This is a genomic window from Chryseobacterium sp. JK1, from assembly GCF_050632815.1.
Taxonomy (GTDB): domain Bacteria; phylum Bacteroidota; class Bacteroidia; order Flavobacteriales; family Weeksellaceae; genus Chryseobacterium.
Window position 1 is genome coordinate 64,409 of sequence record NZ_JBODRU010000005.1, and the last position, 21,643, is coordinate 86,051.

A 21,643-nucleotide genomic window follows, 5' to 3' on the forward strand; every position below is an offset into this window, starting at 1 on the left:
TTTCATTCTTCTGTATCTTTTCTATATGGTCAAATTTGTGTCATTGATTTTACTTTTACAAATGTCAGAATATTAATTGAAACCTATTTTATATTATTTCTATTATTAGTTATAAAATTTTCACCCATTTGTGAATAGTATGTTACAAATAGAACTTTTCTTTTGTTCATTACAAACAAAAGAAGTCTTTATTCATCACATTTTCAAGATAAAATTCTCTTTATTCAACCCCGAGGTATAATACTGCCAGTTTATTGTAATAATTTCTGTAACCACCTTTTTCAGGGTCTCAAAAGATTCGGCTTTTCTCATGTAAATATTTGCACCTCTCACAAAAATATCTTCAATTTCACTTTCAGGAATAGGGTCGGAAAAAATAGCCGTTACCATTCTGCTGAATTTTAAATTAGACTGTATTTCGTCCAGACATTCCATGCTATTCTTTCCGGGAATAGTGTATCGGATAAAAACAAGTTCAGGAATTACTGCATCATCATTGTTCAGATATTCCATAAGATCTTTTCCGTTGCTAAAACATTGAACTTTGATAGAGATTTTAAGCTCTTTTAATATATTTTTAAAAAAAATCAAGGTGTTTTCATCGTTATCCGCTACTATTACGTTCAAAAATTCTTTATTCATACTGCATTGTAGGGTTTATGACCGCGCTTTGAGCTTTTCTTCTTCTTCCTATGATTTTTTGAAACTGGGAGGGAGTGACTCCTGTGGTATTTTTAAATTGTGTGCTCAGATGGGCTACACTGGAATAATTTAGTTTATGGGCAATTTCAGTAAGGCTCTGCTTGTTTCTTATAATTAATGCTTTCGCATGCTCTATTTTCTGAAGAATAATAAAATTCTCAATAGAGGTATAAGCAACTTCTGAAAACAGATTGGAAAGATATCCGTAGCTGTGGTTCAGTTTTTCAGAAATATAAATAGATGCTTTTACAGGAATAATCTCATCGGAAAAGACAAGTTCTATAATGGCATCTTTTATTTTCTGTACCAAAGCGGTTTTCTGGCTTTCTATGATTTCGATCCCATAATCCCCAAGATTTTTCTTGAAAAGTTTATGCTGTTCTTGGGTAAAAGGTTCATAGAATTCCACTTCGCCAAAATTGAGCAACCGGTATTTTAACCCGTGCTCTTTAAGCTTTTCGTCCAATACTTTCTTACAAAGAGCATTGAAATCAAATTTAACATACATTTTCATCCTAGTATAAATAAGCCAAATTATTTAGTAAATATAACGATTTATTTCATTTAAAAGTGAAATAGGATCTTTTTTTTTAACATTTCTTTAATACAAAAAAACTCCTGTATTGAAGAATACAGGAATTTAAACACTAAGGATGAAAAAAATATACTGATAAAAAGCTGAATCAGCTCAAAACCAAGCATATGAATGTATTATTATAAGTGATTTGGTTCTGAAGCAAAGATGGATCAAAAAAAGAAATCACTTGTTATAGAATTACAGGATAAAGTTACAAAATTTTAAGTCAATTATATGTGAATTAGAAATTCCATAAGGTAGTCATCCATCACAAATCCTCCTCCAATATCGAAGACACCTTCGTCATAAACCTTGTATCCTTGGGACTTGTAGAAGTTTCTGGCATCATTATATTTATTCACATTCAGGATAATTCTCCTGTTCTCATTTTCAGAGACGAAAGTATTCAAAAACTGAAGGGCGTTTTTTCCAAACCCTTTTCCTTTGCTTTCCGGCACAAGATAGATACGATGCAGCTTGGCCGTTTTTTCTTCGTAATTAAGTTCAAAACCCATAAACCCTTCGTAAGAATTATTATTTTCGTCCTGGATCAGGTAATAATGATAATCCGGATTTTGAAAATGAGTCATAATTTCTTTTTCAGAATACATTTCTGAAAGCATATACTCCATCTGTTCTGCAGAAAGTATTTCTGCGTATGCTTTTTCCCAGGATCTTCTTGCCAGATTCTGAATTAAAGGGATATACTTTTCTGTGGCTTTTACTAATTTCATTTTTGTATGTGATTATGATTAAAAAAAAGTGAAAAGCCTAAACTTTTCACTTTCGGTATTTTAAATAACTAAAATGTCAATGTTATTTGACCTTCTATTATTAGATGTTCGCCATTTCAGCTTTAATTTTAGCGTGAAGACCTTCTGAAGCTTTTACTAAAGGAAGTCTCAAATAGTTTTTGACAATTCCTTTTTCAGCCAGAATAACTTTGATACCACAAGGATTACCTTCTGCAAATATCAGACGGGTAATTTCAACCAGTTTGTTGTGGATCTCATAAGCTTCTTTCACTTTGCCATCAAAAGCAAGCTGTACCATTGCAGAGAATTCTTTTGGATAGGCCTGCCCTATTACGGAAATTACTCCGTTTCCACCTGCTAATGTTACGGGAAGAGTGTATTCATCATCTCCGGAAACTAAAGAAAATCCTTCAGATTTTTTTCTAAGAATATCAAAGTACTGTAAAATACTTGGTGCTGCTTCTTTAATCATGAAAAGGTTCGGAAATTCTTCAGCAAGACGAATTGTAGTATCTGCCTCTATATTCTGACCTGTTCTTGAAGGTACATTATAAATAATAATATTTTTACCTGTAGAAGCTAATGCCTTATAATGCTGATAAAGCCCTTCCTGATTAGGTTTATTGTAATATGGAGAAACGGAAAGTACTGCTTCAAATGCTGAAAGGTCTTCTTCTTCAATCTGTTTCTTGACTTCAAGAGTATTGTTGCCGCCAATTCCTAATACTAATGGAAGACGTTTATTATTTACCTTAATGATATGCTCAATTACCTGTTTCTTCTCCTCAGCAGAAAGCGTTGCGGCTTCTGCCGTAGTTCCCAACACTACCAAATAATTGGTTCCGTTTTCAATATTATACTCCACCAGTTTTGTTAAACTATCGAAGTCAACGGATAAATCTTCATTAAAGGGCGTTACCAATGCAACACCTACTCCTTTTAAAATGCTCATCTGTTCGAATTATTTTTGCCAAATTTAATCATTTACAGTAAGAATTTGTAATAAATAATAATGTTTTATTATACATATAGTTATATTTGCATATACTAAAAGATATTATGAAAAATAAATTCTTGTTAATAGGAATTGCTCTGGCATCTCTTACAGCTTGCAAAACGGCTTCCAAACCGCAAATTGTGAATGTAAAGACCCAGAAAAATATCTCTATTAATAATGAGCTAAAGAATGATGAGGAGTTTGTAAAATTTATTGAACCTTATAAGCAGAAACTGGATAAAGAAATGAACCAGAAGATCTCTCACACCAGTGTAGATCTAACAAAGCAGGGCGATAACAGCAATCTGGGAAATCTTTTAGCTGATTATACATTCGAAGGAGGAGACCAGTGGCTCAAGAACCATCTTAAACAAAACGTGGATGCAGCTCTGATCAACATAGGAGGAATTCGTACTACGATCGGAAAAGGCGATATTATGTTGAAAAATATATTTGAGGTAATGCCTTTTGAAAATGAACTGATCATTGTGAAAATGAAAGGAACAGATTTACCGGCACTTTTTGACTATTATGCAAAAAAAGAAGTTAATAACCCGGTTTCTCATTTATACATTGAAACAAAAAAAGGACAACTATCCCAATCTTTAATTAACGGAAAAGCAATAGATCCCAACAAAGACTATTATATTGCCACGTCAGATTATCTGGCTCTTGGAGGTGATGATATGAAATTCTTTTCAAAAGGTGAGTCTATTCCTACAGGAGTAAAACTGAGAGATCTGTATATTGAAATCTTCAAAAAGAATCCTGAAATAGTTGCCCCAACAGATGTTCGTTTAAATTTTATCGGTAAGAAGTAATGGATAGAAAAAGTTTTTTAAAAACAATAGGTGGCGGAACTTTAGCAGCAGCTTTAGCTCCCAATATGATGATGGCAGAAGAGTTAAAAATATTTAATTCAAAGTCTGCAAACAAACTGACTATTCTTCATACCAATGATCAGCATAGCAGAATTGAGCCTTTTGATGCCAGCTACACAAAAAACCCTAATCAGGGAGGTTTTGCCAGAAGAGCAAACTTAATACAACAAATCAGAAGTCAGGAAAGCAATGTATTGCTACTTGATTCAGGAGATATTTTCCAGGGAACCCCGTATTTTAATTTTTTCGGAGGAGAACTGGAGTTCAAACTAATGTCCATGATGAAGTATGATGCTTCTACTATGGGAAATCATGATTTTGATAACGGACTGGAGGGTTTTCTAAAGGTTCTTCCCAATGCAAAATTTCCTTTTATCTGTTCCAATTATGATTTTAAGAACACCATTCTGGACGGGAAAACTTCCCCTTATAAGATCTTTAACAAGAATGGTATAAAAGTGGGAATTTTTGGTGTCGGAATTGAGCTGGATGGTCTTGTCGGTAAAAAGCAGTATGCTGAAACCGTTTATTCCAATCCTATTGACGTAGCACAGCATTATTCAAACTTTTTGAAAAAAGATCAGAAATGTGATCTTGTCATTTGTCTTTCACATATAGGGTATGCTTACAAAGAAGAACCTAATAAAATATGTGATAAGATGCTGGCAGCCCATACAGAAAACATTGACATTATCTTGGGAGGCCATACTCATACATTTCTTCCGGAACCTGAATCTTTCACCAATAGACAGGGCAAAAATGTCCTTGTGAACCAGGTGGGATGGGCAGGTTTGCTTTTAGGAAGAATAGATTTTTATTTTGACATCAACAAAAACGTACAGCATATCTCCTGGAATAACCAGGTAATAGACAGCAGCATAACAGCATAATATGAAAAAACTCTCTTTAATTTCTCTTGGTATTTTAGCATCTCTGCAGTTTACTAAAGCACAGGTCATTTCATCAAAAAAATGGGCGGATCTTTTTTCCTACAACAACGTCATCGCTATGAGAGAAGACAATGGAAAGATAATCGCTGCCACAGAAAACGGGATATTCTACTATACAATATCAACTGGAGAAATTACGAAGTTATCTAAAGCCAACGGATTGCATAACATCGGAATCACAGCTTTCGACTATAATCCACAGACCAAAACAGGTCTCATTGGATATAGCAATGGTTCTCTGGATGTTATTACACCGCAGGAAATAAAATATGTTGTTGACATCCCCATAGCAGCGGGATATAATGGTGACAAAAAGATCAACCATATCTCGATCAACGGAGATAAGGCAGTTATTTCTGTTGGTTACGGACTCTCTATATTTGATTTAAAAAAGAAAGAATTTGGAGATTCTTCATTCTTTATAACAGGTGGTGTTTATCAGCCAAGTAATGAGGCTACTATATTCGGTAACAAGGTATATTCTGTCACCAACAATGGTTTAAAAAGTCATGAAATGAATACAACCTTCCCGGTATATTCAACTTGGACTACGGAAATGCCTGGAGCATACAAACATATTGATTCAAAATCTGAATTGATTTTCTCCACTGCTACTGCCGCATATGTTTATAATAACGGTACGCCGATACAACTTCCCAACACCTTCGGAAATATCCGAGATATTGTGATATCCACTAATAATATTGTAGTAACGGACAGTAAAATATATACTTACAGTATTAATGGAATATCTCAAAATCAAGTAGATCTTGGTGAAGAATGCAATACTGCGATAAGTGCTGGCGGAAAGATACTGGGAGGAACTGTTTTATCAGGAATAAAAGATGAAAGCAGTAATAGTTACAAACCTTCTGGGCCGCAGTTCAATTTTGCTTATAATGTAAACCTGTTTGATAATAATCAGCTTCTGGTTTCGAGTGGAGGAAGAATCGATAACTATAATGGTGCTATTGTAAACCCTTTAAAACCCGGTTTTTATTATTTTAACGGTAATGAATGGATTTATCCTTCGTTTTTTAAGAACAATGTAAGGTCTATTAACGTATTGGATGCTATTCTCAATCCCCTTGATAATAATGAGGTACTTTTCACCAATTATGCAATGCATGATCAGGGAATCTACAGGATGAAATATAATGCAACCAACAAAGATTTTGATCTGGTGAAATATTATGACCTGCAAGCTCAACCTTATTTAAGGCGTCCGGTAGGTTTTGCTACAGATCCTCAAAACAATATTTTTGTTTCCTTCGGATTTATTGAAGGAGGAAACCCATCCATAGCAATCTATGATAAACCTTCTGATAATTTTATTATAAAAAAACTGGTTCTTTCCAGTGAAACTACACAAAAGCCAGTCTTCTATGAAAACATGTTATGGATTCCGTTACCACGTTCCAATAACTTCTGGACTTATGATTACAAAAATGCCACCAATCTTTCTGATGATGCAGATTACATCATGGGAGATTCCAACGGTTTTATAGACGGAACCCTATCGGTAGCTTTTGATAAATCAGGAGATGCCTGGATCGGATCATACGCAGGGTTAAAAGTATTACCCAATGCTGCGAGTGAAATAAAAACCACTCATCCTAAACCGGAACCTATTATTATTGAACAAAACGGTTTGGGAGAAGAACTTTTCAGAGATGCTGCCATTCTTTCTATTGCTGTAGACCAGGGAGATCACAAATGGGTATCTGTAGATGGTGGTGGAGTGTATTATCTTTCTTCTGACGGGCAAAAAACAATCAGACATTTTACAAAAGAAGATTCTCCGCTTCCAACCAATACTGTTACAGATATCAAAATAGATAAAAAGACAGGTAAAGTATACTTTGTTACCTATAATGGTATTGTAACTTACCAGGGAGATGTTGCAGATGTAACCTCTAACTTTGGAGATGTTCTGGTATATCCTAACCCGGTTGTTTACTCAAATTTCAAAGGAAAGGTGACCATCAAAGGGCTGGCGGAAAAAACCAATATCAGAATTGTGGATGCCGCAGGAAATGTTGTACATTCTGCAGTAGCAAGAGGAGGATATTATGAATGGGATCTTAACAATCAGAAAGGGACACGAGTAGCTTCAGGAATTTACTTTGTTCTAATGACCAATGAAGATGGTTCTGATAAAGCTACTGCCAAAATAGGAGTCGTTAATTAATGAATTCACAAAACGGTTTTTTACTTTCATTTATCAAATATGGAGAAAATGATGCAGTTCTGCATTGTTTTACAGAAGAAGAGGGTTTTCAGAGTTATTTTTTAAAAGGAATTTATTCGAAAAAGAACAAAAAGAAAGCCCTGCTACAGCCGTTGAACAAACTCAATTTTTCCATCAGCCCTCTTAGAGGAAATGGAATTGCTTCAGTATCCAAATTTGAGCTGGTAAAAAACACCGATATCTATACGGACATAAAAATTAATACCGTCATATTTTTTATCTCAGATTTTCTAAGTCAGATTTTGAAATATGAAAATAAAAATACCCCAATTTATTACAGTATTGATGAATTGATCAACGAGTTGATCAACAGAAATTATCAGGCACACCTTCTTTTTCTTCTTGCTGTTTTAAAAATTCAGGGTGTTGCCCCACTATTGGGAGACGGCAATTTTTTAGATCCGGAAACAGGAACTTTCTCTTATCATTCTAGCCATCAGCTGTTCAGTGAAGAGATCTCATCCTTGTGGAAGAATGCTCTCTGTGCAGAAAATCTGTATGCAACCAAAATTCACAGCTCTTTAAGAAAAGATTTTCTGGACAGTATCCTGATTTATTATCATTACCATATTACAGACTTCAAAACGCCTCCGTCATTGGAGATCATCCAACAAATATTTGAATAAGAAACGAAGAATACATTTTAGCTTCTTTTTTTATTTTCTTTTGTATTGGCTTTTTCCGGCATTTCAGTTTCAGATTCTGCAATTTCTTTTTTGGGAAATCTTGGCTGTAAGATTTTTGCAATAAGCCCAGTCCATCCTGTCTGATGTGAAGCTCCTACTCCACGCCCATTATCTCCGTGGAAATACTCATAAAAGAGGATATAATCTTTAAAATCCGGATCGGTTTGAAATCTTTCATATTGACCGTTCACGGGACGTTTCCCGTTTTCATCTTTCAGGAATATTTTCGTTAATCTTTTATTCAAAGAATCAGCAATCTGATCCAGGTTGGAGTAATTTCCACTTCCGGTAGGGTACTCAACTAAAAAATCAGGACTGTAATAAAAGAAAAACCGCTGAAGACTGTCTACAATCAGGAAATTGATAGGAAACCAGATCGGCCCTCTCCAATTGCTGTTTCCTCCGAAAAGACCACTATCACTTTCGGCAGGCGTATACTTTACGCAATAGTCTGTTTCATTAAGGTTTAGGGTATAAGGTTTATTTTCATATTCTTTAGAGAGTGCTCTTACTCCATATTCACTTAGAAATTCTCCAGGATTCAGCATTCTGCTCAATAATCTTTTTAAGCGGTGTCCACGAAGTAATGATAAGAGGTGTTTGGAATCCTGCCCTTTATCTTCCCATCTTGAAACAAGGGATGCCAATTCAGGCTTATTATCCAATACCCATTTCATTCTTTTCTTAAAGTTGGGAAGGTTTTCAATCATTTCATCATCAATGACCTCCACGGCAAACATGGGAATCAAACCAACAATTGTTCTTAATTTCAGATACATATGAGTTCCGTCACTGGAAGCTATGGCATCGTAAAAAAATTCGTCTTCTTCATCCCAAAGACTGAAATTTTCGTCTCCCATATTATCCAGGGAATGAGCTATGGCCAGGAAATGTTCAAAAAACTTCATTGCCATTTCTTCGTATACATTATTGTAAAGAGCCAATTCTAAAGCAATTCTCATCATATTCAGGGCAAACATAGCCATCCAGCTTGTTCCATCGGATTGTTCCAATTGTTCGCCGTTGGGAAGTGGAGTATTTCTATCGAAAACCCCAATATTATCAAGTCCTAAAAAACCACCTTCAAAAATATTATTTCCATTAAGGTCCTTTTTGTTGACCCACCAGGTAAAATTCATAAGTAACTTCTGAAAAGCACTTTCCAAAAATTCCAGGTCGGGTTTATCTTTTAAGTATTCATCAATTTTGAAAACTCTGAAAACTGCCCAGGCATGAACGGGAGGATTTACATCGCTCAAATTCCATTCATAGGCAGGGAGTTGCCCATTGGGATGCATATACCATTCAAAGAGGAAAAGCTTAAGTTGATGCTTTGCAAAATCGGGATCGATAAGAGAAAAACTAATGGTGTGAAATGCAAGATCCCATGTCGCATACCAGGGATATTCCCATTTATCAGGCATAGAAATAATATGCTCGTTATTGAGATGCTTCCAGTCGTAGTTCCTTATTTTCTCACGGGATTTTGGAGGTCGCAGCTCTGCGGGATCTCCTTTCAGCCATTTTTCAACATTGTAGTGATAATACATTTTATTCCAAAGCATTCCGGCAAATGCCTGCCTTTGTATCAGCTTTTCATCTTCAGAAGCAATTCCTTTCTGAACCTCAGCATAAAATTCATCAGCTTCCTGATGTCTCAGCTTAAAAATATCATCAAAATCAGAAAATGGCTCTTTGAGATCTTTATCTGAAATTCTGAATTCAAAAACTTTAGATTCTTTTCCTTTAAAGTTTTCATCGATAAGAAAAGCAGCTTTTGTTCCTTTGTTTTCAGGGTTTACAGATTGAGAATTACCGGTAGTTACATGCTGATTAATTCCGTCCTTACAATATATGGATGAATTCGAAGATCGATAAAGCCGTTCATTATTGGTTTCATTATCGCAGAACAAAACTTTTGAAGACTGTTTTGCGTAGATATTTTTTATTTCCAGATCTTTGTGATGTATCATGATCTGGTCTTCTTTTTCAGCGAAAAGTTTAGGTTTATAATCATCATAACCCCAGTTCCAGGTATTCCGGAACCAAACAGTAGGTAAAACAATAAGTGAGGTTTCTTTTTCGGATTTATTAACGATCGTTAAACGAACAAGCAGGTCATGTTGGTCGGCTTTACTGTATTCTATGAAGATATCAAAGTATTCGTTCTGATCAAAAATTCCGGTATCAATCAACTCATATTCGGCTTCATTTTTATTTCGTTCAGCGTTCGTTTTAATCAGATCTTCATAGGGAAAATAGTTTTGAGGATATTTGTACAGCATCTTCATATAAGAATGTGTAGGCGTAGAATCCAGGTAATAGAAATATTCCTTTACATCTTCACCATGATTTCCCTGTCCGTTGGTAAGCCCAAAGAAACGTTCTTTTACCATTTTATCCTTTTTGTTCCAGAAACCTAAAGAAAATACAAGCTTTTGAAAGTCATCGCAAATACCTCCAATTCCTTCTTCGCCCCAGCGATAGGTTTTGGCTTCTGCAGTATCATGGTTGGTGTAATTCCAGGCATCTCCATTTTCACTGTAATCTTCACGGACAAGCCCCCATTCACGGTTACTTACATATGGGCCCCATTTTTTCCATGAGACATCTGAAATTCTTTCTTTTTCTGACATAAGCAGATCGTATTACATGGTTGTATAATGTAAAGTATATTGGACGCTAAAATTTTAAAATTTTAACCTTCAAATACGCAAACTTTTGATTTTAAAAACTTTTATCCTCCTGTAGAAAAACTTTCAAACGTAGTCATTCCGCCATCAACGAAAATACTCGTTCCGCTGATATAATCAGCAAGATCACTGGCCAGAAATGCAGCCATATTTCCGATGTCCTGAGGTTGTCCGATTCTGTTGTAAGGAATCAGATTGAGAAGAGAACTGAGGGCTTGTGGAGTACTCCATGCATCTTTATTAATGGGAGTTTGAATCGCCCCCGGACAAATGGAGTTGACACGGATTTTATCTGCTCCATATTCCTGTGCAAGGGTCTGCATCAGCATTCTTATGGCTCCTTTACTGGCCGCATAATTGGCATGCCCGGCCCAAGGGATAATCTCGTGTACTGAACTGATATGAATAATCTTTCCACATGCTATAGAGCGTGAAGGATCTATTCCGCGGCGAAGAAACTCTTTAATTGCTTCTCTGGCACAGAGAAACTGCCCTGTAAGATTGACTCCGATTACAGCATTCCACTGATCGAGTGTCATTTCAGTAAATTTAGCATCTTTTTGAATTCCAGCGTTGTTGATAAGAATATCTACGGTCTGAAATTCAGAAACCACATCCTGAAACATTCTGATGACCTGATCTTCTTTAGAAACATCACATTGATAGGTTATTCCATTACCGCCTGCATCTGTAATTTCCTTCAGTACAGCTTTTGCTTCTTCTGTTGATCGTTCTGAGGAATGATTAACAATAACTGTTGCTCCTGCTGCAGCCAGAGATTTTGCTATTCCTGAGCCTATTCCGCTAGATGCTCCCGTAACGACAGCTACCTGATTATGAAGTGATATTTCCATATTTTGAATTTGATGTTACTCAAAGTTATGGAAAGAAATCAGCCGGAGAAAATTATACTTTTAAAATTTTATTAAAGTTTTTTGTACATGAGATGCTGGGGTCCGCTTCTTCCTATTCTGGTTTTACCTTCATCAATATATCCGGTCTGAAGATAAATACGATAAGCAGAATTGTTTTTTTGATTCACGGCTAGTACAATTTCAGTACAGTTTTTGAAATTCTCTTTTACAAAATCATCTACTTTCTGCATTGCTTTTTTACCGATTCCTTTGCCCTGCATCTGAGGATTAACAGAAAGTGAGCGTAGTAAAACTGCGTCTTTATTTTTGGTAAGTTCCAATTTATCCTGTCCAAAGTCAAGGACGAAAAAACCAGCAGGTTTATCATCCTCAAAAATAGTCACTGGAAAAGCATCGGTATCGTCTCTATTTTGAATATTGCGCAGCGCCTGTTCTGCACTGGCAGTGAAGCGCAATTGAGTTTCATCTAAAATATAGTTCACACCGGCAAAATCTTCTGCCTTAAAGAATTCCAGGCTGACCATTATTAATGGTGATAAACATCTTCATACATTACCCCTGCACGAATTTCCACAGGAAGTTTGTTTTCTTCCGGAACAATAGGGCAATTATAATCGTAAGCATTATAGGCGCAAAAAGGATGATAAGACTTATTAAAATCCAGCACAATTGTATTTCCTTTTGGTATTTTCAGATCCATATATTTTCCGCCACCGTAGGTTTCTTTTTCATTGGTTGCATCGCGAAACGGAAGAAAAAGATAATCTTTGTACTTTTCCTGCTGAATTAAAGCCAGGCTTTGGTATAAAGTTACCGTATAAGGTTTTCCATCTAAAGTGAATGTTGCTTTACCATATTCCTGATAAGTTTTTGATTTCCCAGAAGATGTTGGAAGCTCAAAGGGTTTTGTATCGGTTGATCTTACAAATTTGGCCGTTACACGATATTTCATATCTATAGGAAAGAAGGGATGTTTTTTGAAGTTTTTAAAATTGTCTCCTCTCAACGGAGTTTCCTTTGGATTCAAATATTCTGCATTGAGCTCTTTTTGAAATTTCTGAACTTCTTTTTCTTCTTTTGAAATCCCCTTCTGAGAAAAAGCAAACAGGGGAAGAACTAAAAACAACACAATATATCTTTTCATGAATTTAAAATTATAAGTAAAACTATGAATTTTTTGGCGTATGAAAAGTTAAAACTATACTAAAAAAGCATAATCTGCTGTAAACACAATACGTTATCATTGTTCTAGCATACTTTTTGACCATAAAAGCCCATGGACAGAAAGAAATTCATCAAAACGAGCGTACTGGCTATCTCAGGTTTCTATTTTCTACAATCAGATCTTTTTCAGGCTTCTGAGCGAAGAGTCAACAGGAAAAAGGAATTTGCAGATGCTCCTGTTATTATTATTGGGAGTGGATATGGGGGTGCCGTTTCTGCTTTACGACTTTGTGAAGCCGGAAAGAAAGTGGTGATGCTGGAAATGGGTCTTAACTGGGAAAAATCAGGGATTCCCTTCTCTAACCTTCTGAAACCAGGGAAAAGTGCGGCATGGCTGAGGAAGAAAAGTATTGCTCCCTTCATGAATTTATTTTCTCTCACTCCTTTTACCGGAACACTGGACCGCCTTGATTTTAAACATCTCAGTATTTGGGTAGGAAGAGGAGTAGGCGGAGGCTCACTTGTTAATGGTGGAATGGCCGTGGTTCCCAAAGAAAGCTATTTCAGGGAGATTTTCCCAAATCTGGATGCTGACAAATTTTACAGCCATTACTTTCCGTTGGTACAGGAAGAACTTAAAGTAAATGTTATTGATGAACAGTTTTTAAAAGAATGTCCTTATTATAAATTTACCAGAGTTGGTGAAGAAGAAGCTCATAAAGCCGGCTTCAAAACAATGCGGGTTCCCAATGTATATGACTTTAAATATATGGAAAAGGAATTCAGGAATGAAGTTCCCCGCTCCGCACTCAATACTGAAGTGATCTATGGAAATAACTATGGTAAAAACAGTTTAGATAAAACGTATCTGAAAAAAGCTATGAAAACCGGGAATCTTGAAATCCTGGATCTTCATTGTGTGGATCATATTAAACTCAATGATGATAAGAGTTATACGCTCAATGTTCAACACATTGACACCTCCGGACATATTGTTGCAGACAAAGTTTTTACATGTAAAAAACTGATCCTTTCGGCTGGAACTATGGGAACTTTACAACTGCTGCTGCATTCCAATGCGGTTAACAATTTTCCTGTTCATGAACAAATCGGTAAGAATTGGGGGAATAATGGAAATTTTATGACCGGAAGAAACTGGGTAAAACCCTTATCAGGCGGAACGGGAGCAAAACAATCAACAATTCCGGTGGGTGGTATTGACAACTGGGAAGATAAAGAACATCCTTTCTTCACAGAAATTGCTCCTTTACCAATGGGAATGGATGTGGCCACTGCATTATATCTGCTCATCAACCGAGTGGATAAAAAAGGAGAAGTTGGCTATGACACAATCACTCAAAAAATCAGGTTGAACTGGGATGAAAGCCACACCTCCAAAATGAAAGAAAATGCCAAATATTTTATCCGGAAAATGAATAAAGCAAACGGAGGAACCAGAAGTCATTTTCTGTTCAATAATGGTTTTGGAGCAGATATCTGTTATCATCCCCTTGGAGGATGTGTATTGGGAGAAGCAACGAATGAATTTGGAAAGTTAAAGGATCATGAAAACCTTTATGTACTGGATGGATCTTTAATTCCCGGAACTATTGGAGTGAATCCGTTTCTAACGATTACAGCTATTGCAGAATATTGTATTGAAAACCTGATCCATCAGAATGAATTTGCTTAATTAAGGCAGTCCTTTACTTCTGTAAGGTAATGACGAATGTCTGTTTCCAGCTGAAAAGGATATTCAAAATTCAGTTTTTGGGTTAAAACAGTTCCCAGTTCATGAACAAGATCACCAAAAGCTAACAATGCAGTCCAGTTTTCTTCAATATCACTTCCGGAAAATGTAGCTTCTACTCTACTCCATAGTTCTGCAGAAAGATGTTTTTTAAAGAGTCTTCCGTGTTTATTGGTCGTTATATTACTCCAATCATGAGAATTTGCAATATACCATTCTATTAAAGGAACCAGGTAATCTGTCCGAAGTATGTTTTCAGACATAAATTTTGCATAAAAAATATCACCCCGTTTGAGGCATTTGGCAACATAGGTAGTATCCCACCAGAAATCATTAATAAGCTGGTGAAATTGTTTTTCTGTAGGTTTCTGAATCATGACCGATTCATAGGTAGGAAGCTTCATGTCCTTTGTAAGGTCATCTTTATCCAGCAAAACCTGATACCCCACATCCCAATCCCCAGGCAGTGGATCAGCTTTTGTTTCTTTAACAAATTCCGTAACGCTGTAAAGTTTAAAATCAATCTTCACATGATCTTTATACAGCACCATCTTCATCGCATGTTTTCCCTCAAAAACCTCATCCTTTTCTTCGATCATGGAAATAGGAACTCCAAAAAATTTTACCCATTGGTTATTATCCTCGTACGCTTTCCTGTGTTCAAAAACCAGCTCTATATCAAGATCACTGAAATCATCTACAGGAGCATAAGGATTAACCAATGAACTGGTGAGAAGAACAGCACGAATATCCGGATTGCTTTCCGCCCAGCGAATAATGTGTTGTAATTTTTCTTCTCTTACCTTCATGGTATTAATAAGATTCTGATATTTTTACCCGATAAACATCGGAGGAATTTCTTTTAATAGATTCTACAAAGAAGCCTCCTTCTTCGGGAATCACTTCTTTCAGGTCAAAACTTTTACAGTCTTTTGGCAATCCTGAAAATATAAGAGTAAACCAAAAGTCCTTCATAAAAGGAACCGGCGTCCAATACGGTGAAATTGAAATATTCTCAGCATGAATCATCTTGCTTCGATGTTCAGACTGATTATCAAACAAATATGTTGAATGCCAGATTCTGATGAGGTTTCCTAAAAATGGGGATGCCGGAAAACAACAGTGCACAATCACCTGTTTCTCTTCATCTATTTTAGTCTGCAGAGATTCCAGGAGTTCTTTTGCGATAACTGGTTTTACAACTACTTCTTCCACGTTCTATAAGTAATAAGAATGAGCAATGGATACTGCTTTTGTACTGCTATTATCCATTGCTCATGATTGGTTTTAATATTCTAATTCTAATTTTTCTTTGGTATAACTTCTTACTTCTTTCGTAAGTTCAGGATGTTCTGCCAGTTTCTTTCCGTAAGAAGGAACCATTTCAAGAAGTTTCGCTTTCCATTCTCCTTCCAGTTTTTCAGGGAAACATTTTTCAAGAACGTTCAGCATTGCGTATACCGCGGTAGATGCTCCAGGTGATGCTCCCAATAATGAAGCTATTGTTCCTGCTTTGTTTACCACTACTTCGGTTCCAAATTCCAGCTTACCTCCTTCTTTTTCATCTTTTTTAATGATCTGAACCCTCTGGCCTGCTACTTTAAGTTCCCAGTCTTCTTCTTTAGCATCTTTTATGAACTCTCTCAAATGCTGCATTCTCTGAGATTTCGTCATAGCAACCTGCTGAATAAGATATTTTGTTAATGGAAGGTTATGCCACCATGCACCAAATAATGATTTCAGGTTTTTCGTATTTACACTTTCAGGAAGATCAAGATAGCTTCCTTCTTTCAGAAATTTTGTAGAGAATCCTGCAAAAGGACCAAAAAGAAGTGCTTTTTCCCCATCGATAATTCTAAGATCCAGGTGAGGAACAGACATAGGCGGCGCATCTACAGTAGCCTGTGTATAGACTTTAGCCTGGTGTTTTTCTACCAATTCCTGATTATGGGTTACCAACCACTGTCCGGAAACAGGGAAACCTCCATATCCCGCACTTTCTTTAATATCTGAACTGTCTAATAACGGAAGTGCATATCCTCCTGCTCCAATGAATACAAAGTCCGCAACTACTTGCTGTTTGTGGCTGTGGATTCTGTCTTTCACTTTCATCTCCCACTTCCCGTTGCTTCTCGGGTTGATATCTTTTACTTCATGATATAAAAACACATCTACATTAGAATCTTCAAGCAGGTGTCTTCCCATTTTTCTGGTTAATGTTCCGAAGTTCACATCTGTCCCCATATCCATCTTCGTTGCCGCCATTACTTCGCTTTTATTTCTCTTGCTCATTACCAATGGAATCCATTCTTTCAACTTCTCGTGGTCTGTAGAAAATTCCATTCCCTCGAAAAGAGCAGATTCTGTCATTTTATCATGGCGCTTTTTAAGATATTCGGCATCTTTTTCTCCGAATACAAGGCTCATATGCGGGCATGAATTGATAAAATCTTTAGGATCCTGAATATACCCTTTAGAGACAAGGTAAGACCAGAACTGTTTTGAAACCTCAAACTGCTCAGCAATGCTTTCTGCTTTTTTGATATCAATTGTTCCATCTGGTTTTTCAGGCGTATAGTTTAGCTCACAAAAAGCGGAGTGGCCTGTTCCGGCATTGTTCCATGCTGCTGTACTTTCTTTGGCAAATCTTCCAAGTCTCTCAAAGATTGCGATTTCTAGATTGGGATCAAATTCATGAAGCAGTGTTGCTAAAGTAGCGCTCATGATTCCGCCTCCTATCAGTACAACGTCATATTTGGGTTTCGGTGTTCTGCTTGTAAGCGATTGTGACATAATTTTAAAATTTTACCTCAAATTTCGGGAAAAGTTTTAAAAATCAGAGTGCGTTTACCGATTTTAACACGTTAATTTTTGATGAAAAAGCACTTCTTTAGCTGGCAACAAAAAGCAATGGAAAATATCAATGGTTTTTCATTGAAACGATTGATAATTGAAAGATTAATTACAAAAAAGTGAACAAAATATTAAAATTACCTTAAATTTTAATTCACCAAGTGAGAAGTAATCAAAGCAATGTTTAGCCTTTATATTTTATGAATTTTTAAGTTAATTTAAGTTTACGAATCAGATTGCTTTAACTATAAGTATTTATGCCTACATTATTAATCAATACACAGTGAAAAAAAATAAATAATAATCATTTAAATTCACTTTTCATTGATAAAAAACCAACTTTATAGATATATTTCTAGATAAAAAACCACAAAATAAATGTTTTTTTTACGTAACTTTCAATTAAAATATTACATATAACACAGAAATTTAATTAAAATTATTTCATAAACATATTACAGATGAAAATTATTAACTTCGTTAGTACACTTTTCGCTACATTGGCCTTTGCCCAAAGCGGAAGTGTAGGAATAAACACGTCCACACCGGACCAGAGTGCTATTCTGCACATCGAAAACTTCAATGGAGTTCCTGCTACTGCTACAGCCAGCATATCGGGAGGTGCTGTAACCGGAATCATCATTAATAATGGAGGAAGTGGTTATAAAACTGTTCCGACAATCAACTTTTACGGAGGCGGATCTATTGTCAATGGAGGCATAAAAGCCCGTGCCACGGCAACATTAACCAATGGTGTTGTAACCGGAATTACCATCAATAATGGGGGAAGTGGCTATACAACAGCACCTACCATTACAATTTCAGGGGGTAATAAGGGCCTTTTATTTCCCAATCTTAATATCGCCAATGTAAACAGTACAACCACACCGGTAGTTTCACCTGCCAATGGTTTAATTGGCTTTAATGGAGGTGCCAACAGTAATAACAAAACATTATATTTCTTCAATTCAACAACCAACCAATGGCAAAGTTCTATTGATGCTGAAAATACGCCCAAAGTAGCGTATCTGGATTTTACCGGTTCTCTGTCTGCGCTGGATAATGCAGTGGCAGGAGCCAATACTCTTTTACTTGTTAATCCTCCGGCAATTTCCGGTGTCTCTAACATTAATGGTTTCAAGGTAGTTCAGAATACGTCTTTAGGAGGTTATTCTTTGGTTTTACCACAGGGAAATTATCTGGTAGAAGTGAATCTCAATTTAAATTCTCCACAGGAAAATCCTCCAGGACAGGGAGGTACAGCACCTCTTACAGGAAGTACCTATTACCTGATGGGGTATTTCATAGATTTCACAAATGATATTTATAATAACTCTACCAATACTTTTACAGGAGGTGCCAATACCAGAAAAGAGGTTCCTATTATATCCAAGGTAAATACCAACCACCTGGCAACATGGTCATATTACTACACTGTACCTCCTGACGCTAACGCTAATATTATTGGCGGATTAAGATTGCGGTTAGGCAGAATGCAAAACAGTACTTTCTACGATCTTGTGAATGTAATCCCAACAGGATCTTATATAAAAATATCCCAACTTTAAAAACAACAACATATGAAAAGAAGTTATATCTTGCTATTATTAATTATAGCTCAGATAACATATGCACAGGTAGCAATTGGAAAAACAACGGTAACTCCATCTGCCGTTTTAGAAGTATCCGGATCTAACAATAAAGGGGTTCTTCTTCCTAGAGTAGATATTATAGATATACTCAACAATACTTCTCCGGTAAATAATCCTACAGAAGGCCTTGTAGTTTATAATAAAGGAAATTCAATCAGCCCTGGTGTGTATATTTGGAAAAACAATCGATGGACTCAAGTGGCAGATACCTACAATTTGGTAAGCTATATGATCTTACAACGAACAACAGATTATGCTGTTCTGGGTAATCTGGCGAACGGAACCTATAAAAACTTTACGGACGCCGCATTTACTGTTCTGTCTAACGATATTGGAGCTTCATACAACAGTGGTACGGGAGGAATTACACTTCCGGGAAACAGCGGTTATCTGATAAATGTATGTCTGAATATTAAAACAACTCTTGAAAGTACATCTGCAGGAATTGGAGGAACTCCTCTTCATCTTCACCAATACCTTGTAAGACTTGTAGATCCTGTAAGCGGAACGCAGTATGGCAAAACCATCAGTATCAATGCGCAGTCTATAGCAAGTAATAAGACCCATACTTTAAACCTGAGTTTTTCTTTTGTTGCGACATCATCTACTCCTATTACGCTGGTTCCGTCTATTGCGCATGATGCAGGAGGAACTTATCAGCTCAACTCCGGAGGTACGAGTCCTAACAATGGAGAAATAATTGTTACCAATGCAAAAGTCGACATCCAGAGATCAGCCCTTAACCAATAATCCGTATTACAATGAAAACGTCTATTTATATTGTTTGTATGATTACTTTCTTGTTTGGCTCCAAAATTAAAGCCCAAGTTGGTATTAATACAAATACCCCCAATACAAGCAGTGTTCTTGATATTAACTCTTCTAATAAAGGAGTCCTTTTCCCTCAGTATGACCTTACTGTCCTGAACAGTACTTCAACTCCTATTGCTAATCCTGCAGACGGATTGATGATCTACAACAAAGGAGGAGCTTCCACATTTCCTAAGGGATATTATGTATGGATACGTGATCAATGGCAACGTGCTATTCTTTCCGGAGACGAGCCTCAGGCTATGTCGCTGACTATTGGCCCTAATATACTGATCCCTACAGGAAGTACGAATAATACTTTAACCAATTTTGTTGTTGCTTCTAATAAAATTACAGGTGCATCATTAGGATCAGATAAATCAACAATTACATTACCTGCAGGAACTTATATTGTGAGATATTCTGTGGACAGCACCGGTGGCAGTAACAATACCGGAACTGCTAATACCCAATACCTTTCTCAAAACTTCACATGTACAAGATCTTATCTGATCAATGCGTCAAGCAATACAACGATTAGTGAAACCAACAGCATGTGTCAGTTATCAAGTTCTTTTACCTTTTTCCAAGGGACATATTTTATTACATTGACAGCTCCTACAACCATTCGTCAGAAATTTGAGTTTGACACAGGAAACGGATTTACTGCCAGTAACCTGAATGTAAGATCTTCATTAGCACTTGTGATTACTAAAATGGGGCAATAAACATGTAAACAAAAACATAAAAATAAAGGCTATCTCATATTCGGGATAGCCTTATTGATAAGAGTATGGCGTAGCAAGCCACTGATATTTTTGCTTTTTAATTCAATTTTGCGGTTAGCTTTTTAAACTGTTTCTCCGCATTTTTTCCTTCATACAGAATGGCATATACCGTATCTATAATTGGTAATTTAAGGTTTTTCTGTTTCGCTGTTTTATAGATAGAATCTGCCGCATAATATCCTTCAGCTACCATGTTCATAGACTGAATTGCAGATTTTACAGTATATCCTTTTCCAATAAGATTCCCCAGGTTTCTGTTTCTTGAGAAAAGAGAATAAGCGGTTACCAAAAGGTCTCCCAGATAAGCACTTTCATTTACGTCTCTCGGTGCTTCATAAATAGCTTCCAGAAAGGCTTCCATTTCTCGGATAGCATTGGATACAAAAACTGCGGTAAAGTTATCTCCATACCCTAATCCACTTGCGATTCCTGCTCCAATGGCAAAAATATTTTTAAGTATTGCACTGTATTCATTACCCAGAATATCTTTACTTGTCTGAACCTTAATAAAATCTGAACTGAAGATTCCTTCCAGTTTTTCTGCTGTTTCATCTTCCACCGTTGCAATAGTAAGATAAGAAAGTCTCTCCATTGCTACTTCTTCAGCGTGGCATGGGCCGGCTATAACGGCCTGATTTCTGAAACCGATTTTAAATTCATCGCGCAGATAATGAGCGACCACATCGTTCACTCTAGGAATAATTCCTTTAATTGCAGAAACAAAAATCTTATCTGAGTAATTGCAGATCATTTTATCCAGCGTGTCAGAAAGGTAGATGGAAGGAGTTGCTAAAACAATTACGTCACAGGCAGTAACCAGTTCATTAATATCTGTGGTAAGCTTTAAGCTTTTAAGATTAAAATGTGCGGCTGTAAGATAATTAGGATTATGTCCGCGAAGCTCAATAGCTCCCTTTACAAACTCACTTCTTACACACCAGTGTACTACTTTACAGTTTTCAACAAGCATTTTTACAATAGCGGTTGCAAAACTTCCGCTTCCTACTACTCCTACAGAAACATCCTTTTTAGTCTTTTTGGGATTTGAAGATTCTGAAATTGTTTTCTTTTTAGCCATAATTGGAATGTGAACTGCAAAGATATTAAAACAAAGATTGGGGAAGGTCCTTTACCGATATGATAAAACTAAATTTTAGATAAAATTAACATTTTCAGACAACTAAATATTCAATAAGAAAATAATAAAGTTAAAAAAACTATTGATTACAATTATTTCGTGTATAATGGATATCTTCTAT

The 21,643-nt window shown here is 36.2% G+C and carries 20 protein-coding genes; 8 read left to right on the forward strand and 12 right to left on the reverse strand.

Translation table 11 applies throughout. The annotated features are described in order from the left end of the window. Positions 1-195 precede the first annotated feature (195 nt). The 4 genes from ACQ76T_RS20760 to dapA all read right to left on the reverse strand — a co-directional run bounded on the left by ACQ76T_RS20760 (position 196) and on the right by dapA (position 2,986). The gene (locus ACQ76T_RS20760; RefSeq protein ID WP_431345138.1) at positions 196-642 is read right to left on the reverse strand and encodes a response regulator; all 447 of its coding nucleotides are present in this window, start codon (positions 640-642) and stop codon (positions 196-198) included. Continuing rightward, positions 635-1,216: a helix-turn-helix domain-containing protein gene (locus tag ACQ76T_RS20765; protein WP_431345139.1), complete on the reverse strand. Its 582-nt coding sequence runs from the start codon at positions 1,214-1,216 to the stop codon at positions 635-637. The genes ACQ76T_RS20760 and ACQ76T_RS20765 overlap by 8 nt, the downstream gene beginning before the upstream one ends. Positions 1,217-1,509: 293 nt before the next feature. After that, positions 1,510-2,013, reverse strand: a complete 504-nt coding sequence (locus ACQ76T_RS20770; RefSeq protein WP_431345140.1) for a GNAT family N-acetyltransferase — start codon at positions 2,011-2,013, stop codon at positions 1,510-1,512. A 100-nt stretch (positions 2,014-2,113) separates the two neighbouring features. Then, positions 2,114-2,986 (reverse strand): 4-hydroxy-tetrahydrodipicolinate synthase, encoded by an 873-nt coding sequence (gene dapA, locus ACQ76T_RS20775; RefSeq protein WP_431345141.1) that lies wholly within the window; start codon positions 2,984-2,986, stop codon positions 2,114-2,116. A 107-nt stretch (positions 2,987-3,093) separates the two neighbouring features. On the opposite strand from dapA, the gene ACQ76T_RS20780 reads away from it, so the two are divergent. From ACQ76T_RS20780 to recO, 4 genes are read left to right on the forward strand one after another with little or no spacing between them, the layout of a single operon-like run. Further along, entirely contained in the window at positions 3,094-3,852 is a 759-nt protein-coding gene (locus tag ACQ76T_RS20780; RefSeq protein ID WP_431345142.1) for a 5'-nucleotidase C-terminal domain-containing protein, read from the forward strand. Beyond that, positions 3,852-4,802, forward strand: coding sequence for a bifunctional metallophosphatase/5'-nucleotidase (locus tag ACQ76T_RS20785; protein WP_431345143.1), 951 nt, complete (start codon positions 3,852-3,854; stop codon positions 4,800-4,802). Before ACQ76T_RS20780 ends, ACQ76T_RS20785 begins: the two co-directional genes overlap by 1 nt. Before the next feature lies 1 nt (position 4,803). Beyond that, on the forward strand, positions 4,804-7,053 hold the full coding sequence (locus ACQ76T_RS20790) for a T9SS type A sorting domain-containing protein (RefSeq protein WP_431345144.1): 2,250 nt from the start codon (positions 4,804-4,806) through the stop codon (positions 7,051-7,053). Then, a complete protein-coding gene (gene recO / locus ACQ76T_RS20795) occupies positions 7,053-7,739 on the forward strand; it encodes a DNA repair protein RecO (protein ID WP_431345145.1) in 687 nt (228 codons plus the stop codon). The genes ACQ76T_RS20790 and recO overlap by 1 nt, the downstream gene beginning before the upstream one ends. 17 nt (positions 7,740-7,756) lie before the next feature. Here the strand turns inward: recO and ACQ76T_RS20800 are convergent, their stop codons facing one another. The 4 genes from ACQ76T_RS20800 to ACQ76T_RS20815 form a co-directional block, all read right to left on the reverse strand. Then, positions 7,757-10,435 carry an MGH1-like glycoside hydrolase domain-containing protein gene (locus ACQ76T_RS20800; RefSeq protein WP_431345146.1) on the reverse strand — a complete coding sequence of 893 codons (2,679 nt, stop codon included), beginning with the start codon at positions 10,433-10,435 and terminating at the stop codon, positions 7,757-7,759. Between the two features lie 101 nt (positions 10,436-10,536). Then, positions 10,537-11,346, reverse strand: coding sequence for a glucose 1-dehydrogenase (locus ACQ76T_RS20805; protein ID WP_431345147.1), 810 nt, complete (start codon positions 11,344-11,346; stop codon positions 10,537-10,539). A 71-nt stretch (positions 11,347-11,417) separates the two neighbouring features. After that, complete coding sequence (locus ACQ76T_RS20810) at positions 11,418-11,891, reverse strand: GNAT family N-acetyltransferase (RefSeq protein WP_431345148.1); 474 nt, start codon at positions 11,889-11,891, stop codon at positions 11,418-11,420. Positions 11,892-11,893: 2 nt separating this feature from the next. Further along, positions 11,894-12,511, reverse strand: coding sequence for a DUF1684 domain-containing protein (locus ACQ76T_RS20815; protein ID WP_431345149.1), 618 nt, complete (start codon positions 12,509-12,511; stop codon positions 11,894-11,896). A 132-nt stretch (positions 12,512-12,643) separates the two neighbouring features. On the opposite strand from ACQ76T_RS20815, the gene ACQ76T_RS20820 reads away from it, so the two are divergent. Further along, positions 12,644-14,224 carry a GMC family oxidoreductase N-terminal domain-containing protein gene (locus ACQ76T_RS20820; RefSeq protein WP_431345150.1) on the forward strand — a complete coding sequence of 527 codons (1,581 nt, stop codon included), beginning with the start codon at positions 12,644-12,646 and terminating at the stop codon, positions 14,222-14,224. On the opposite strand, the gene ACQ76T_RS20825 is transcribed toward ACQ76T_RS20820, so the two are convergent. The 3 genes from ACQ76T_RS20825 to mqo form a co-directional block, all read right to left on the reverse strand. Continuing rightward, positions 14,221-15,090, reverse strand: coding sequence for an AadS family aminoglycoside 6-adenylyltransferase (locus ACQ76T_RS20825; protein ID WP_431345151.1), 870 nt, complete (start codon positions 15,088-15,090; stop codon positions 14,221-14,223). The genes ACQ76T_RS20820 and ACQ76T_RS20825 overlap by 4 nt on opposite strands. A 4-nt stretch (positions 15,091-15,094) precedes the next feature. Then, the gene (locus tag ACQ76T_RS20830; RefSeq protein ID WP_422694856.1) at positions 15,095-15,496 is read right to left on the reverse strand and encodes a hypothetical protein; all 402 of its coding nucleotides are present in this window, start codon (positions 15,494-15,496) and stop codon (positions 15,095-15,097) included. A 72-nt stretch (positions 15,497-15,568) separates the two neighbouring features. Beyond that, positions 15,569-17,074 (reverse strand): malate dehydrogenase (quinone), encoded by a 1,506-nt coding sequence (gene mqo, locus ACQ76T_RS20835; RefSeq protein ID WP_431345152.1) that lies wholly within the window; start codon positions 17,072-17,074, stop codon positions 15,569-15,571. 521 nt (positions 17,075-17,595) lie between these two features. On the opposite strand from mqo, the gene ACQ76T_RS20840 reads away from it, so the two are divergent. From ACQ76T_RS20840 to ACQ76T_RS20850, 3 genes are read left to right on the forward strand one after another with little or no spacing between them, the layout of a single operon-like run. After that, on the forward strand, positions 17,596-18,702 hold the full coding sequence (locus ACQ76T_RS20840) for a hypothetical protein (protein WP_431345153.1): 1,107 nt from the start codon (positions 17,596-17,598) through the stop codon (positions 18,700-18,702). A gap of 12 nt (positions 18,703-18,714) precedes the next feature. Continuing rightward, positions 18,715-19,536, forward strand: a complete 822-nt coding sequence (locus ACQ76T_RS20845; RefSeq protein WP_431345154.1) for a hypothetical protein — start codon at positions 18,715-18,717, stop codon at positions 19,534-19,536. 11 nt (positions 19,537-19,547) lie between these two features. Then, positions 19,548-20,324 carry a hypothetical protein gene (locus tag ACQ76T_RS20850; protein ID WP_431345155.1) on the forward strand — a complete coding sequence of 259 codons (777 nt, stop codon included), beginning with the start codon at positions 19,548-19,550 and terminating at the stop codon, positions 20,322-20,324. A gap of 97 nt (positions 20,325-20,421) precedes the next feature. Here the strand turns inward: ACQ76T_RS20850 and ACQ76T_RS20855 are convergent, their stop codons facing one another. Next, a complete protein-coding gene (locus ACQ76T_RS20855) occupies positions 20,422-21,462 on the reverse strand; it encodes an NAD(P)H-dependent glycerol-3-phosphate dehydrogenase (protein ID WP_431345156.1) in 1,041 nt (346 codons plus the stop codon). Between the last annotated feature and the right edge of the window lie 181 nt (positions 21,463-21,643).